The organism is Sphingobium sp. CCH11-B1, from assembly GCF_001556865.1.
Taxonomy (GTDB): domain Bacteria; phylum Pseudomonadota; class Alphaproteobacteria; order Sphingomonadales; family Sphingomonadaceae; genus Sphingobium.
This window is the reverse complement of record NZ_LSJY01000153.1, coordinates 1-13,261: the sequence shown is the minus strand read 5'-3', so window position 1 is coordinate 13,261 and position 13,261 is coordinate 1. Positions and strand designations below refer to the sequence as shown.

At 64.4% G+C, this 13,261-nt stretch carries 14 protein-coding genes; 11 read left to right on the top strand and 3 right to left on the bottom strand.

What is annotated here, in order from left to right; all coding sequences use genetic code 11:
• Positions 1-173: 173 nt before the first annotated feature.
• The 3 genes from AX724_RS15990 (at position 174) to AX724_RS15980 (ending at position 4,534) form a co-directional block, all read left to right on the top strand.
• Complete coding sequence (locus AX724_RS15990) at positions 174-752, top strand: RNA polymerase sigma factor (RefSeq protein WP_037520673.1); 579 nt, start codon at positions 174-176, stop codon at positions 750-752.
• Entirely contained in the window at positions 719-1,714 is a 996-nt protein-coding gene (locus tag AX724_RS15985; RefSeq protein ID WP_051886791.1) for a FecR family protein, read from the top strand. Before AX724_RS15990 ends, AX724_RS15985 begins: the two co-directional genes overlap by 34 nt.
• A 66-nt stretch (positions 1,715-1,780) precedes the next feature.
• Complete coding sequence (locus AX724_RS15980) at positions 1,781-4,534, top strand: TonB-dependent receptor domain-containing protein (protein ID WP_197421605.1); 2,754 nt, start codon at positions 1,781-1,783, stop codon at positions 4,532-4,534.
• A 493-nt stretch (positions 4,535-5,027) separates the two neighbouring features.
• Here the strand turns inward: AX724_RS15980 and AX724_RS15975 are convergent, their stop codons facing one another.
• Genes AX724_RS15975 through AX724_RS15965 form a run of 3 tightly spaced genes read right to left on the bottom strand, consistent with a single transcriptional unit; the run spans position 5,028 to position 7,314 of the window.
• Positions 5,028-6,461 (bottom strand): YncE family protein, encoded by a 1,434-nt coding sequence (locus AX724_RS15975; protein WP_066768141.1) that lies wholly within the window; start codon positions 6,459-6,461, stop codon positions 5,028-5,030.
• Positions 6,458-6,826 carry a CopM family metallochaperone gene (gene copM, locus AX724_RS15970; RefSeq protein WP_017182155.1) on the bottom strand — a complete coding sequence of 123 codons (369 nt, stop codon included), beginning with the start codon at positions 6,824-6,826 and terminating at the stop codon, positions 6,458-6,460. The genes AX724_RS15975 and copM overlap by 4 nt, the downstream gene beginning before the upstream one ends.
• A gap of 8 nt (positions 6,827-6,834) precedes the next feature.
• Positions 6,835-7,314 carry a hypothetical protein gene (locus tag AX724_RS15965; protein WP_017182154.1) on the bottom strand — a complete coding sequence of 160 codons (480 nt, stop codon included), beginning with the start codon at positions 7,312-7,314 and terminating at the stop codon, positions 6,835-6,837.
• A gap of 122 nt (positions 7,315-7,436) precedes the next feature.
• On the opposite strand from AX724_RS15965, the gene AX724_RS15960 reads away from it, so the two are divergent.
• From AX724_RS15960 to AX724_RS15930, 8 genes are all read left to right on the top strand, one after another.
• A complete protein-coding gene (locus AX724_RS15960; protein WP_066768139.1) occupies positions 7,437-8,036 on the top strand; it encodes a uracil-DNA glycosylase in 600 nt (199 codons plus the stop codon).
• A gap of 77 nt (positions 8,037-8,113) precedes the next feature.
• Positions 8,114-8,983, top strand: coding sequence for a LysR family transcriptional regulator (locus AX724_RS15955; RefSeq protein ID WP_017182152.1), 870 nt, complete (start codon positions 8,114-8,116; stop codon positions 8,981-8,983).
• A complete protein-coding gene (locus AX724_RS15950; RefSeq protein ID WP_066768173.1) occupies positions 8,983-10,134 on the top strand; it encodes a TDT family transporter in 1,152 nt (383 codons plus the stop codon). Before AX724_RS15955 ends, AX724_RS15950 begins: the two co-directional genes overlap by 1 nt.
• An 87-nt stretch (positions 10,135-10,221) precedes the next feature.
• Positions 10,222-11,460, top strand: a complete 1,239-nt coding sequence (locus AX724_RS15945; RefSeq protein WP_066768137.1) for a molybdopterin-dependent oxidoreductase — start codon at positions 10,222-10,224, stop codon at positions 11,458-11,460.
• Between the two features lie 11 nt (positions 11,461-11,471).
• On the top strand, positions 11,472-11,633 hold the full coding sequence (locus tag AX724_RS24550; protein WP_231736709.1) for a hypothetical protein: 162 nt from the start codon (positions 11,472-11,474) through the stop codon (positions 11,631-11,633).
• 35 nt (positions 11,634-11,668) lie between these two features.
• Positions 11,669-11,881, top strand: a complete 213-nt coding sequence (locus AX724_RS24545) for a hypothetical protein (protein ID WP_231736708.1) — start codon at positions 11,669-11,671, stop codon at positions 11,879-11,881.
• Positions 11,882-11,928: 47 nt separating this feature from the next.
• Positions 11,929-12,588: an MBL fold metallo-hydrolase gene (locus tag AX724_RS15935; protein WP_066768136.1), complete on the top strand. Its 660-nt coding sequence runs from the start codon at positions 11,929-11,931 to the stop codon at positions 12,586-12,588.
• A complete protein-coding gene (locus tag AX724_RS15930; protein WP_066768134.1) occupies positions 12,569-12,835 on the top strand; it encodes a hypothetical protein in 267 nt (88 codons plus the stop codon). Before AX724_RS15935 ends, AX724_RS15930 begins: the two co-directional genes overlap by 20 nt.
• Positions 12,836-13,261: the final 426 nt, after the last annotated feature.

Here is a 13,261-nt window from a genome sequence, read left to right as displayed (position 1 = left end):
GCGTTGAACTGTCGGGGCGCAGACGGTGGAGGGGAGCACCGCCGCTACTCCACCCGAAAATATTTTTCCCGATGGCGGCGAATCGTCCTGCCCGGTCCAGTGTCAACCGAATGTAACAACCGCGCCCTAGGTGACGCGCTCCACCCGCCGATTCCGATGGAGCGCATCGAGAAATGTCCATGCTTCGCGACATCGACATCTGGTTTGCCGACCATGTCTTCGTCTTCCACCAGGAGCATCGCCGCTATGCGCTGAGCCTCGTGCGCCAGCAGGAGGAAGCGGAGGAACTGGTCCAGGAAGCCTATGCCCGGCTGTTCGCACTGGAAAAATGGGCGGCCATCGCCAGCCCGCACGCCTTCACCATACGCATCATCCGCAACCTGGCCATCGAGCGGTTCCGGCGCGCCGACGTGGTGCGGATCGACCAGGGCGCCGTGCTGCTGTCGCTGGAGATCGCGGATCAGGAGCCGACACCCGACGTGGTTGCGATGGATCGATCGGAACTGAACCATATCGCCCGGGTCATGCAGGACATGCCGCCCCGGATGCGTGAGGCGCTGTATCTGCGGAGAATTGAAGGACTTTCTCCGGCGCTTGTAGCGGAGAAGATGAATATTTCCGTCTCCACCGTGGAAACCCATCTGGTCAGAGCCCTCCGCCTGTTGGTAGAGCGGCGGAATCAGGCGGACAGACCGGCGAAGGCGGAGCAGGCATCTCAATGCGAGAGCAGGAACAGGTTGGAACAGGTCTGAGCGACGAGGCCATTCAATGGCTGATCGCGCTCGACTGTGGTTCCGCCGACACCGAAGCATTTGAAGCCTGGCGCAGCGCGGACCCGCGCCATGCAGCTGCCTTCGCGCAAGTTGCGGCGACGTGGCGGCGGACGACCGATCCGCGCCTGCCCGCGATGCTGGACCCAATCTCGCTGGAAGAGACAGAAGCGGAGGAAGAGATCGTGCCCGCACCCCCCGCGATGCTGTCGCGCCGCGCGGTCGCGGGCGGCGTCGCCGGGCTGCTGGCCGTGGGCGGAGCCGGAACCTTCCTCGCCTGGCCGCGCCGGGCCTATGCCGAAACGGCGGTGGGCGAGCGGCGCATCCTGCGCCTGCAGAATGGCAGTCAGGCGATGCTCAACACCGATACGCGCGTGGCGTGGCGGTTCGACGATGACAGGCGCGATTTCTGGATCGAGCGCGGGGAAGCGACCCTTCTGGTGAAGGACGCCGAAAAGCCCTTTCGCCTCTACAGCGATCCGATCGACGGGCGGCTGAGCGGCGGCAAGTTCAGCCTGCGGATCGATCCGGCGCTCGCGCGGCTGCTGGTGCTCTCGGGACAGGCGGCGACGATCACGCGCGGCACATCGGCTCAGACTGTGAATGCCGGCAGCATGCTCGCCGTCAGCAATGCCGACGTGCATGTCGAAGCGCTGTCGCCCGAAGCACTGTCGCGCGCGACGGCCTGGGAGCGGGGCGAGATCATGTTCCAGGGCATGGCGCTCGACCAGGCGATCAGCGAGTTCAACCGCTATCTCAAGGTCAAGCTGGTCGTGCAGGATCAGGGGCTGGGCGCGACACGCCTCGGCGGCACCTTCCGCACCGCCGATCCGCAATCCTTCCTCACAGCGCTGCAGGACGGCTTCGGCATCGGTCACCGCAGGGAAGGAGACAGGATGATGCTGTTCCGGACAGGCGGAAACCGGGGCGCTTTCCGCGCCTGACACGAAGCTGTCGCGTAGGAACGCCACTGGAGCGTGATGCGTCGGAGTCGCGGCCTTTTCTTTGTCATGGCGATGGTCATGGTCGCGCCCGCGCAGGCAGCGCCGCCGCCGGGTAGCCGATCCGCCACCCCGCAGCCCCGTTTCGACATTCCCGCGCAAAGCCTTGCCGATGCGCTCGACCGGTTTGCGCGTCAGGCAGGCGTGCAGATCCTCTATCCCTATGCGCGCGCCGCCGCGCTGCGCAGCCCGCTGGTGAAGGGCAGAATGCCGTCGCGGCGCGCGCTCGACCGGCTGCTGCGCGGCAGCGGCCTTGCGGTCGCGCGCTTCGGCGAAGGGATTGTCACGCTGCGGGCGGCGCAACCGGCTCCACCCGCCCGCGCCCGGCGCAGTCCGCAGCCTGCCCCCATCCCGTCGCCTGCCCCGCCGCCGGTTGCTGTTCCTGCCGAGATCGTCGTCACCGGCCGCGCGCTGCAGACGCCCGTCACCGCGACCCAGCTCAGCTATGCGCTGACCCGGATCGACCCCGAGACGCTGGCTCGCGCCGGACCGCTATCGACCGCCGACCTGTTCAAGCAGATCCCCGGTTTCTGGGTGGAAAGCACCGGCGGCGAAGCGAGCAACAATATCCGGTCGCGCGGCATCCCGACCGACGGCTATTCCTCCGTCGCGTTGCTGGAGGACGGGCTGCCGGTGCAATATGACGGCGGTCTCGGCTATCTCAACACCGACCAGATTTTCCGCAGCGACGCGACCATCGACCATATCGAAGCGGTGCGCGGCGGGCCTTCCGCCATCTTCGCCGGCAATGCGCCGGGCGGCAGCATCGATTTCCTGACCCGCAATCCGCTGCAGAAGCCGGGCGTGACGCTGGCGGCGACGGGCGGGAATTTCGGCTATGCGCGGATCGACGGCTATGCGGGGATGCGCCTGACGCCCGAACTCGGCATTGCGATCGGCGGCTTCTACCGCCGCGACGACGGCCTGCGCGATCCGGGCTATCCCGCCGACCGGGGCGGGCAGATTCGGGCCGGGGTCCAGTATGACGATGGGACGACGCGCCTGTCCTTCAACGTCAAGCATCTCGACGACCGCGTCATCCTTTACCTGCCGGTACCTTTGCAGGTGGACGGCGCCGGGCGGGTCAACGCCGTTCCCGGCTTCGATCCCCTGTACGACACGCTGGCAGGCCCCGATAATGCCAGCGTCGCGTTCAAGACGCCCTCAGGTTCTCGCCTTTTCGACCTGTCGAAGGGAACGCGCAGCCGCATCGATTTCTACACGCTGTTCGGGCGGCGGGCGCTTGGTGGAGGTGCCGCGCTGGAGGTGAAGGTGCGCCTGCGCACGGGCGACACCTCCCGCGACGGCCTGTTCCCGATCGGCCGCCCGCAATCGGGCGACAGCTATGTCTCGACCATTTGGCCCCAACTTGCGGCCGCCTTTCCCATGGCAACCAAAGTCGAGATACGCGACGCCGGGACCGGCCGCGCCTTCCTGCCCGACAGCAATGGCAACGGGCTGGTCGTGGGCGCGAACCTGCTGTCCGTCGCCTTGCCGATGCGCGAATTCATCGGCGACGCGCGCCTGACCGGGCAGGTCAGCCAGTGGGGACAGCATGATCTGGCGCTGGGCCTGACTTATGCCGACAGCCGCCTCGACTATGATCGCACGATGGGGACGGTGCTGCTCGACGTGCGGGGACAGGCGCGGCGGCTGGATGTCGTGGCGGTCGATGCGGATGGGCGGCGGGTCGGATCGCTGACTGACAACGGCTTCGTCCGCTATGGCTCGCTGTTCGACGACGTGACCCTGAAGACCGCCAATCTGGCCGTGTATGCGGCCGACGAATGGAAGCTGGGCGAGCATTGGCGCATCGACCTTGGCGGACGGTGGGAACGGACGCGGATCGGCGGCAGGATGGAACTGTCCTCGGCGGTCGATCTGGGCGATCCGACGACCCTGGCGGACGATAGCGTGCTGGCCGGCACGGGTCTTTTCCAACCTATCGATCGGCACTTCTCAGGCTTCAGCATGACGGCGGGCATCAATTTCAATCCCGATCCGGGGACCGGCCTGTTCCTGCGCGCCACCCGCATTTCCCGCCTGCCGAGCGCGTCGGAATTCTATGCCGACCCCGATCGCACGGACGAGGCCATCGTCCCGATCGTCATGGCGGAGGCCGGCCTGATCGTGCAGCGGCGCAACTGGAACTTCTCCGCCGTCCTTTTCCGGACCCATTTCAAGCGGCTGCCCTTCACCGACTATCGCTTCGATCCTGCCACCAGCATCTATGTCAGCCAGACCTCAATTGCCGACACAACCGCAACTGGCATGGAAGTTTCAGCCCATGCTCGGCTGATCGGCCCGCTCAGCATCGACATGCAGGCGACGGTGCAAGACTTACGCTATGGAGATTTTCGCTACAGCGAACTGTCGGGCGGCACGGTCGCGGTCCATGACGTGACGGGCAATCAGCTTATACGGGTGCCGCGCATCGCCCTGCGCGCAAGCCCTAGCGTCGATCTCATCTCGGGCCGCCTGCATCTCAGCGCTGATTTCACGCGTTATTCCGCGCGTTTCGCTGACATCGCGAACTCGCAGCGCCTGCCTCCCTTTTCGATGATCAATGTCGAGGTAAGCACACAGATCAGCGATCATGCGACGCTGACTTTGAATGGCACCAACCTGACCAACAGCCTTGGGCTGACCGAAGGCAATCCACGCATGGGTTCCTTTGATGCCGGGGGCATGAACGCGCGCTATTTCCTGGCTCGGCCAGAATTCGGGCGTACGGTTCGAGCGACATATCGTCTTTCTTATTGAAACATGCGCAAACTCTAGGGGGGCTCGCTGAGCGCGAGATCACGATTACGCACATGCTCCTCTCGCATATTCAGCGGGTTCCCGCGGTTAATCGAATCATCGAACGCGAGACCGGCTTTCGTCAGACTCTCACGGCAACGCCGGCCGACAGCCCGTTGCGCATGATCTGAATGTCCGCTCCTAGGCGTGGTGAAATCTCGGTTCTACGACTTGGACCGGGCGCGTAGCAGACCAGCCGTTGTCTCGCTTGAGAAAGACCGGTTTCGGTGTCAGCGGACACTCCAGCGACCTCATCTGAATGGCACGATTTGGTCGCTTGCCGTCGAAACGCTGAACCCCGTAAAATCGGACAAAGCCGTCGTTAGCAGGTTAGACGGTGCCCGACGGCTTTAGGTAAACGCGGACGTCGATGAGCTTCCCTTCAATAACTAGGGAGAGTCGAAGAGCGATGAAACGCCGCTGCGCACAATTGGTAGCCAGCGGCGCGCGGGCTTCAATGGGCTTGTTTCTGCACTACCGCGCCCTGCGAATCCGGATCACCGGCACGAATGACCAAATAACGGCGCTCGGCCGGGGCAGCATCCGCGACAATCTGGCGGATCGGCCCGACGGCGTTGACGATGGCGGCGCCGGCCGGATTGGTCATGAACTTGGCAAGAGGTTGAATCGCACCCGTCCCGTCGGGTTTGGTCGCCAGTCCGAGCGTGAACGGTTGCTTGGGCGGCAGGCCGGCGACGGCGGCCTGCAGGATCTGGACCTGCCCCTGATCGAACAAAGTGACTTGGCTCTGGCCCTGGCCTGACAGGGTCAACTGGACCTTGCCGCTGGCCATATCGAGCGGGACCAGATTGGCCATGCCGTCGCCCGAAGGCACCGCGCCCGGTACATAGGCGACGCCCTGCGGCCCCTGACCGATAGGGATGGTCGTGAGCAGGCGGTTGGTGGCAGTATCGATGACCGCAACGCCGTCGCCATTCTCCAGCCCAACATAGATGCGGGTGCCGTCGCCCGAAGGCCATAACCCGTGCGGCAGCGCGCCGACCGAAACTGTCGCCACCTGTTCGAACGTGTCGGTGCGGAACACCTTGACGATGTTCTGCGTGCCGACTGTCACATAGGCGAACTGTCCGCGCGACGTGCGGGCGATGTTGACGTGATTGGTGATGGGGCCGGTGTCGATCGTCTTAAGGACAGCGAACGGCGGCTTGGCGTCGAACACCATTACCTTGCCGACATCTTTGAGCGTCAGCCAGACCTGCCTGCCATCGGGTGTCGCGGCGATGTCGGGGCAGAAGGGGCTAGCTTGGGCGACACGTCCGACGACCTTCTTGGCTTTGGTGTCGATCACGACCGTCTCGGGCGAGAAGCTCGAGCAAACGTACCCGTATTTGCCGTCGGGCGAGAAGATCGTCATGCCCGGGCCGTTCGGGACGGTGATGCGCGTGGTGGGTTCGAACGTCTTGCCATCGAGCACCTGGATATAGTCCTCGCCGCGAACGCTGACCCAGACCTCGCGCCCGTCGGGACGGAAGAACGCCTCGTGCGGCGAGCGGCCGACATAGGCGGTGTGCTTGACCGCGTTGGTGGCCGTATCGATGAAGGTCACCGAGTTCGACCCTATCGAGATCACCGCCAGCGTCCTGCCATCGGGTGAGAAGCCGATGCCGTGGACCAGAAGCTGACCCTTGTAGAGTGGGCTCAGATTGGCGGGCGTCAGATCGCCGAGCTTGATGACGCCGAGCAGTCGGTTGGTTGATGGGTCGATGACCGATACCGTGTTGGAAAACTGGTCCGAAGTATAGAAGCGGTCCTGCGAACTGATCGGCCGGTCGGGCGTCGCATTGGGCACCTGCTGCGCGGATGCGGGGTTCGCCAGCAGGCCGAGGGCAGACATGGCAAACGCCATCTTGAGGTGATTCGTAATCATTTTCCGTCTCCCTGATGCTGGTGAGGCACACTCGGCGGTGCGCCCTTCTCGGCAAGGATCGCCTGCATGACCGCGATCTCCTGACGCTGTTCAACGATGATGCCCTGCGCGAGACGGCGCAGGCGTTCGTCCTTGCCGTAGCGCAGTTGCGCCTGTGCCATCTCGATTGCGCCCTGGTGATGCGGGATCATCATCGCCGCGAAGTCGCGGTCCGGATCACCGGACGGCGCGACCATCATCTCATGATGCATCTGCTCCATCGCGGCGGCCATGTCGGTGGCGAAGTCCTGAGGCGCCGCTGCGAGTGCGCCTGCGGATGCCGCGAGGCCGAGGCCGGCAAGGCCCAGTATCAGTTTCAAGCGCATGCCCCTTCTCATGATAGTCTCGCGATAACGCCTATGATGGCAGCCAGTGTCATCATCGCCGCCGGCAGGAGCAATATTTGCATCGTCGCCTCGCGGCCGCTGATCGTCCCGGCGAGGATTTCGACCGGGCCGCGCAGGAACTCGCCAAGGCTGCGCTGCCGCTCGCCCGGCGCAGCACTGTCAGCGAGGAGGATACCGCCGACGATCAGCGAGAAATACATGACCGTGAACAGCGTCACGACGACGAGGACACCTGCCGCTGCCGCATCGCGTGCGAAGAAGGCCCAGAATGACCCGACCATTATTGCATAGAACCCCACCAGCGCAACGAGCACATTAGGATGAACCCCGCGACTGGCGACGCCGGGCGCTGGTCGCTCCAGTTCGGCGTATGGATCATCGGATCGGACCAAGCGTAATGCCGGTCGCGTCGGTTCTTCCACCACTTCCTTGGGCTGAAACTCGCTCTCCATAATGCGCGTTGCCATGTCGGATCTCCTGATCGACAGCGCTGCCATTGCTGCATTGCTGTAACTGTGACCAAGGTGGCGCGTTGCTAGTCATCGATCCAACCGATGATATTTGTCGTTCCGATCACGAATGGAGATGAATGGCCTGGCTCGACGACCCCGACCTGATCAAGCGACGGCGGCAGTCCTTGGCGGATGCGCATGTCGCACAGCTCGAATGCTGGCGCGAAGGGCTGTTGGCCGACGGCAGACCTGTGCCGCATTTCGACCCGGCGGACGGCGGGGTCGACGCCCGGCTGCTGTTGCTTCTCGAAACCCCCGGTCCCGGGCCTGAGCGCACCCGCTTCGTGTCGCGCGACAATCCGTCCGGGACCGCCCGCAATCTGCGGCGCTATCTCGACGAGGCCGGCATCGACCGGTCCGATTTTGTACTCTGGAACACCGTGCCTTGGATCATGCATCCACCCGGTGCCCGCAATCGCACCCTGCGCAACGCCGAGATCGATGCCGGGCTGGCCACGCTCCCCGGGCTTCTCGCGCTGCTGCCCAAGCTGAAAGTCTGCTTGCTGGCCGGCCGGGTGGCGACCAAGGCCGGACAACTCGTGTCGGCGCATGATGCTTCGATCAAGGTCATGCCGATGCCGCATCCCAGCCCGGCCAACGTCTGTACAAGTCCTCAGGTTATGGATCGCCTTCGCGCGGCGTTCAGCGAAGCAGCGGCCCTGCTCAACCAATCGTGAATGACGATTGGAACGATCCAATCAACAAGTTGGAACGATTTATCGCGCCGGTCTATTGATCCCTGCAGGAGATCGATATGACCCTCGAACAGCTTCGTATTTTCGTTGGCGTCGCCGAGCGCGAGCATATGACCCGCGCCGCCGAGGCGCTCAACGTCACCCAGTCGGCGGCGAGTGCCGCCATCGCCGCGCTCGAAGCGCGCCACGACGTGCCGCTATTTCATCGGGTCGGGCGCGGCATTGAGCTCACCGAGGCGGGTCGCATGTTTCTGGACGAGGCGCGCGCCGTCCTCGGCCGGGCCGCGAGCGCCGGGCTGGCGCTGGCGGAGTTCGGTGGTCTCAAGCGCGGCACGCTGCGGATCGTCGCGAGTCAGACCATCGCCAGCTACTGGCTGCCTGCGCGGCTCGCTGAATTTCATCGTCGCCATCCGCTGATCGGCATCGAACTGGCGATCGACAACACCGACGGTGCTGCTGCGCAGGTGCTCGACGGCACGGCCGAACTTGGCTTTGTCGAAGGTTCGGTCGACGAGCCGGCACTTGCGCACTGGAAAGTCGCCGAGGACCGGATGTTACTGGTCGGCGCAGAGCCAACCGGAAATGTCGATGAAACCTGGGTCCGCGAGGCCAACTGGATCGTGCGCGAACAGGGATCGGGCACGCGCTCGACCTTCGAGGAGGTGCTGCGCCACCGCGGCGTCGACCCTGCCGATCTGCGCATCGGCATGACCCTGCCGTCCAATGAAGCGGTTCGCTCGGCTGTCGAAGCCGGCGCCGGGGTGGCAGTGCTGTCCGAACTCGTCGTGCGCAGGGCGCTGGCGGCGGGGCATCTGCATGACCTGGGTCTTGGGCTGCCCGCACGGCCGTTCGAAGCGCTGCGCCACAAGGAGCGTTACCGCACCAAAGCGGCCGACGCGCTGACCGATCTCGTGAAGGAGCATGGATGATGACCGGCGACCTCAAGCCCGTGCTCGGCGGCCTGCGTCCACTCTCGCGCCTCGATCATCCCCGCGAGATGATCCGCCAGTTCACCCCTAACTGGTTCGCCGCGACCATGGGCACCGGCATCCTCGCGCTGGCGCTACCGCAGGTGCCGGGCATCGGCCCGGCATTGAAGCCGGTCGGCGAGGCGTTGTGGTTTTTCAACATCGCGCTGTTTGCGCTCTTCACCGGCCTCTATTCGGCGCGCTGGATAATGTTTGGCCATGAGGCACGGCGGATCTTCGGCCATAACACGGTGTCGATGTTCATCGGCACCATCCCGATGGGCCTCGCCACGATCATCAACGGCTGCCTCGCCTTTGGGATCGCCCGGTTCGGCGACGGCATCGTCGGTGTAGCGCATGTCCTGTGGTGGATCGATGTCGCGGTGGCCGTGACCTGCGGCGTCGTCATTCCCTATTTCATGTTCACCCGTCACGAGCACAGCTTCGACGGCATGACCGCCGTCTGGCTGCTCCCGGTGGTCGCGGCAGAGGTGGCGGCGGCGAGCGGCGGGCTGCTGGCGCCACATCTCGCCGATCCGCATGCGCAATTCGTGACGCTGCTCACTTCCTATGTGCTCTGGGCCTATTCGGTGCCGGTCGCCTTCAGTATCCTCGCGCTACTCATCCTTCGCATGGCGCTGCACAAGCTGCCGCACGAGGGGATGGCCGCGTCGAGCTGGCTCTCGCTCGGCCCGATCGGCACCGGTGCGCTCGGAATGCTCGTGCTGGGCGCTGACGCGCCAGCGATCCTCTCGGCGCACGGTCTCGCCTCAATTGCCGGCATTGCCCAGGGTCTCGGTAGCATCGCGGGGCTGCTGCTTTGGGGCTTTGGCCTGTGGTGGCTGGCGCTCGCGATGCTGATCACCTGGCGCTACTGGCGCGCCGGGATCCCGTTCAATCTCGGCTGGTGGGGCTATACCTTCCCGCTTGGCGTCTACACGGTCGCGACCTTCCGCCTCGGCACGACCTTCGACCTCGCCTTCTTCGGGATCGTCGGGACGGTGCTCACCCTTGCCCTCGCGATGATGTGGGTGGTGGTCGCCGCCAAGACGCTCGCCGGCGCGTGGAAGGGCCACCTCTTCGTATCGCCCTGCATCGCGACACCCAACTGATCGCCTGAGGCGATCAAAATCGAAAATCCGATCGCTTGGCTCGACGAGCCGGATCGGCCACGTTCGCCCGAAGAAGGGAATGCTATCATGGACAAGCTCGACACTTGGTTCGCCGCCGAAAGCAGTCGTCGCCGCTTTCTGGGTCAGGCCGCGCTCGGCGGCGCCGCGCTCGCTGCCGGCCCCGCACTCGCGCAGAGCCTCGTCGACCTGCACCTTCCCGGCGGCAATGCCGGGCGGCCGATGACCAGCGCCTTTCCCGGCAAAGGCAGCATGATCCTTCAGCGCATGCACCCGCCGCTGCTCGAAACTCCGATGGAGGTATTCGACCGCGACGTTTTCACCCCCAACGACCAGTTTTTCGTGCGTTGGCACTGGGCCGACATCCCGACCTCGATCGATGTCGATATTTTCCGGCTCACCGTCCGCGGCCACGTCAATAGACCGCTTTCGATCAGCCTTGCGCAGCTGCTCCGGTTGCCGCGCGTCGAGATGGCGGCGGTCAATCAGTGCTCGGGCAACAGCCGCGGCCTGTTCCAGCCGCGCGTGCCCGGCGCACAATGGGGCAATGGTGCGATGGGCAACGCCAAATGGCTCGGCGTCCGGCTATGCGACATCCTCGACTATGCCGGCGTAAAGCCCGGCGCGGTGCAGGTGCGCTTCGGCGCCCTCGACCAGCCCGTCGTTGCCGGCGCACCCGATTTCGAGAAGGCGCTCGACATCGACCATGCTCGAGACGGCGAGGTGATGATCGCCTTCGGCATGAACGGTGAGCAATTGCCCCTGCTGAACGGCTTCCCTTGCCGGCTGATCGTGCCGGGCTGGTATTCGACCTACTGGGTCAAGATGCTCAATGACATCGAGGTGCTGCCCGGCCCAGATGACGAATATTGGATGGCCAAGGCTTACAAGATCCCGGCGACCCCGGGCGCCAATGTGAAGCCGGGCGCAAAGGACTTCCCGACCGTCCCGATCAACCGGATGATCCCGCGGTCCTGGGTCACCAGTCTCGGCGAAGGCCAGGCCATCGCATATGATCGAACGATCCCGCTCGGTGGTATCGCCATGGGCGGCGATTGCGGGGTCGCCAAGGTCGACGTCTCCACCGATGGCGGCCGCACCTGGTATCACACCCGGCTCGGTCCCGATCACGGCAAGTACAGCTTCCGCCGCTGGGACACGCAGGTGCCGCTGGCGGCGCGCGGAAATGTCCGGCTGATGTCGCGCTGCTGGAACACGGACGGGGTCGCGCAGCCGATGGCGCCAATTTGGAACCCGGGCGGGTTCATGCGCGGCAATATCGAAACCACCAACATCACTGCGTCCTGAGGAGAGCCGAGATGAAAGTCCCTTCGATCGGCATGCTATCCTTCGGTGCGATCGGCCTTGCGGCCATAGTCCTGATCGCGATCGGCCCGCCCGGCAGCCACGTGCCCCCACCGCCGCCCGCACCCTGCCGATCGACGACCAGCAATATCCCGACGGCCCGCACGCCGACGTGATCAACGCCAACTGCACCTCGTGCCATTCGGCCAGCATGGCACTGACCCAGCCCGCGCTCACGGCCGACCAGTGGAAGGCGACGGTCACCAAGATGAAGGAGGTCTATAAGGCACCGGTCTCGGAAAAGGATATTCCAGCGATCGTCGACTATCTGACCGCGCTGAGCGCGAAGCAGGGCAGCGGGGCGCCGGCCGGCAAGGAATCCGGAAGTCAGGGCGCTCCCGACGCGCCGGGCGGGACTGGCTGAGTGACTTATCGCCGCGCGCCGCGTTGATCGGATGAAGGAGGCGCCTGATGCGTATCGAGAAATTCGTCCATAGCTGCTTGAGGCTGACGCTCCAGGGCAAGCGGCTGTTGTTCGACCCAGGCAAATTCTCGTTCGTCGATCGGCGTGTCGATCCTCGCGACCTCAGCGACGTGGATTTCATCCTATTTACGCACGGCCATCCCGATCATCTCGACGGCGAGGCGCTACGCACCATCGTCGGCGATGGCGAACCGCGGATATTCGGAGGCAACAAGGTCGCAGCCACGTTGCGCAGCCAGGGCTTCACCGTCAGCGAGGTAAGAGAAGAAGGGCTCGACCTTGGACCATTCACGGTCCGTGCCCTGCCGGTGCGCCATGAGCCGATCCTCGCCGAAGAAATCCCGGCCGTCCTGGCATTTGTCGTCAATGATCGCCTTCTCAATCCCGGCGATAGCTTCGATGAACGGCTCCGCCAATTTGCTGGAATTGACGCGCTGGCGCTGCCGGTGATGGCGCCGTTCCTGACCGAGATCGGCGCCCACGAGTTCGCCAGGTCCATGCGTCCAAGCCATGTGCTCCCGGTCCACGATGGCTATGCCCGCGACTGGTTCCTGACGCAGCGCTACGATACCTATGAGCCCTATTTCGAGAAGGCTGGCATGACCTTCCACCGCCTCCAGCAGCCCGGTGACGGGTTCGACCTGTGACGGACGACAAACCGGCCTTTCGGTCGCGACGGCCTGGTGCATCGACGATCCGAAGATCGCCAATGCGGCGATCGAGCAAGTCCAGTTGGACCTCGTCATGGTCGCGCGCGCGCATCTCGCCGATCCGCATTATCCCTATGTCGCGGCCCAGGCGCTCGGCAAGGACCGGCCATCATGGGTGCTCCCTGCGCCTTATGCTCACTGGCTTGAGCGCTACCGGGGGATCGGTAAAGCGGCGGCCCAGTGATCGGATCACCTAGTGCACACAGGGTAGCGCAAGGGCCACGTCGGGCCCCTAAAATAACCCTCGTACAGCCGATCATTCCAAGCATTAGCGCAGACGACCGGCTGCCGAACTCTTAAATTATCAAGATCTTTGCACGATGACCGTATGGCGGGTTGTAGGATCGACGACTCCAATTGAGCGCTCATCTTGAGCGCACCGCTGCGAGACCGCTCACTGGAACGGAAATGGCAGGTTTCGACAGGATCGGCCATTGACGCGCCGGGCTGCGAACTTCTGGAAGTGGTTGTCAAACGGCGTTCAAAAGGGACCCCCGATCGGCGTCGAAGAGGGACCCCCTTTTCGGATAATATGATGCTGGTTTGTTGAAGATGGCCTTGCGCTGCGTGCGGCGGAGGGCGGGCGTAGCCCGACCGGAGGCGCGCGCAG

Excerpts from the sequence above, each read along its gene's own strand:
- AX724_RS24550 (WP_231736709.1), top strand. The coding sequence starts at position 11,472 with ATGAAAGTCCCTTCGATCGGCATGCTATCCTTCGGTGCGATCGGCCTT.
- AX724_RS15960 (WP_066768139.1), top strand. The coding sequence starts at position 7,437 with ATGGCCTGGCTCGACGACCCCGACCTGATCAAGCGACGGCGGCAGTCC.
- AX724_RS15950 (WP_066768173.1), top strand. The coding sequence starts at position 8,983 with ATGACCGGCGACCTCAAGCCCGTGCTCGGCGGCCTGCGTCCACTCTCG.
- AX724_RS15975 (WP_066768141.1), bottom strand. The coding sequence starts at position 6,461 with ATGATTACGAATCACCTCAAGATGGCGTTTGCCATGTCTGCCCTCGGC.
- AX724_RS15990 (WP_037520673.1), top strand. The coding sequence starts at position 174 with ATGTCCATGCTTCGCGACATCGACATCTGGTTTGCCGACCATGTCTTC.
- AX724_RS15985 (WP_051886791.1), top strand. The coding sequence starts at position 719 with ATGCGAGAGCAGGAACAGGTTGGAACAGGTCTGAGCGACGAGGCCATT.
- AX724_RS24545 (WP_231736708.1), top strand. The coding sequence starts at position 11,669 with ATGGCACTGACCCAGCCCGCGCTCACGGCCGACCAGTGGAAGGCGACG.
- AX724_RS15935 (WP_066768136.1), top strand. The coding sequence starts at position 11,929 with ATGCGTATCGAGAAATTCGTCCATAGCTGCTTGAGGCTGACGCTCCAG.
- AX724_RS15955 (WP_017182152.1), top strand. The coding sequence starts at position 8,114 with ATGACCCTCGAACAGCTTCGTATTTTCGTTGGCGTCGCCGAGCGCGAG.
- AX724_RS15945 (WP_066768137.1), top strand. The coding sequence starts at position 10,222 with ATGGACAAGCTCGACACTTGGTTCGCCGCCGAAAGCAGTCGTCGCCGC.
- AX724_RS15965 (WP_017182154.1), bottom strand. The coding sequence starts at position 7,314 with ATGGCAACGCGCATTATGGAGAGCGAGTTTCAGCCCAAGGAAGTGGTG.
- AX724_RS15980 (WP_197421605.1), top strand. The coding sequence starts at position 1,781 with ATGGCGATGGTCATGGTCGCGCCCGCGCAGGCAGCGCCGCCGCCGGGT.
- copM (WP_017182155.1), bottom strand. The coding sequence starts at position 6,826 with ATGCGCTTGAAACTGATACTGGGCCTTGCCGGCCTCGGCCTCGCGGCA.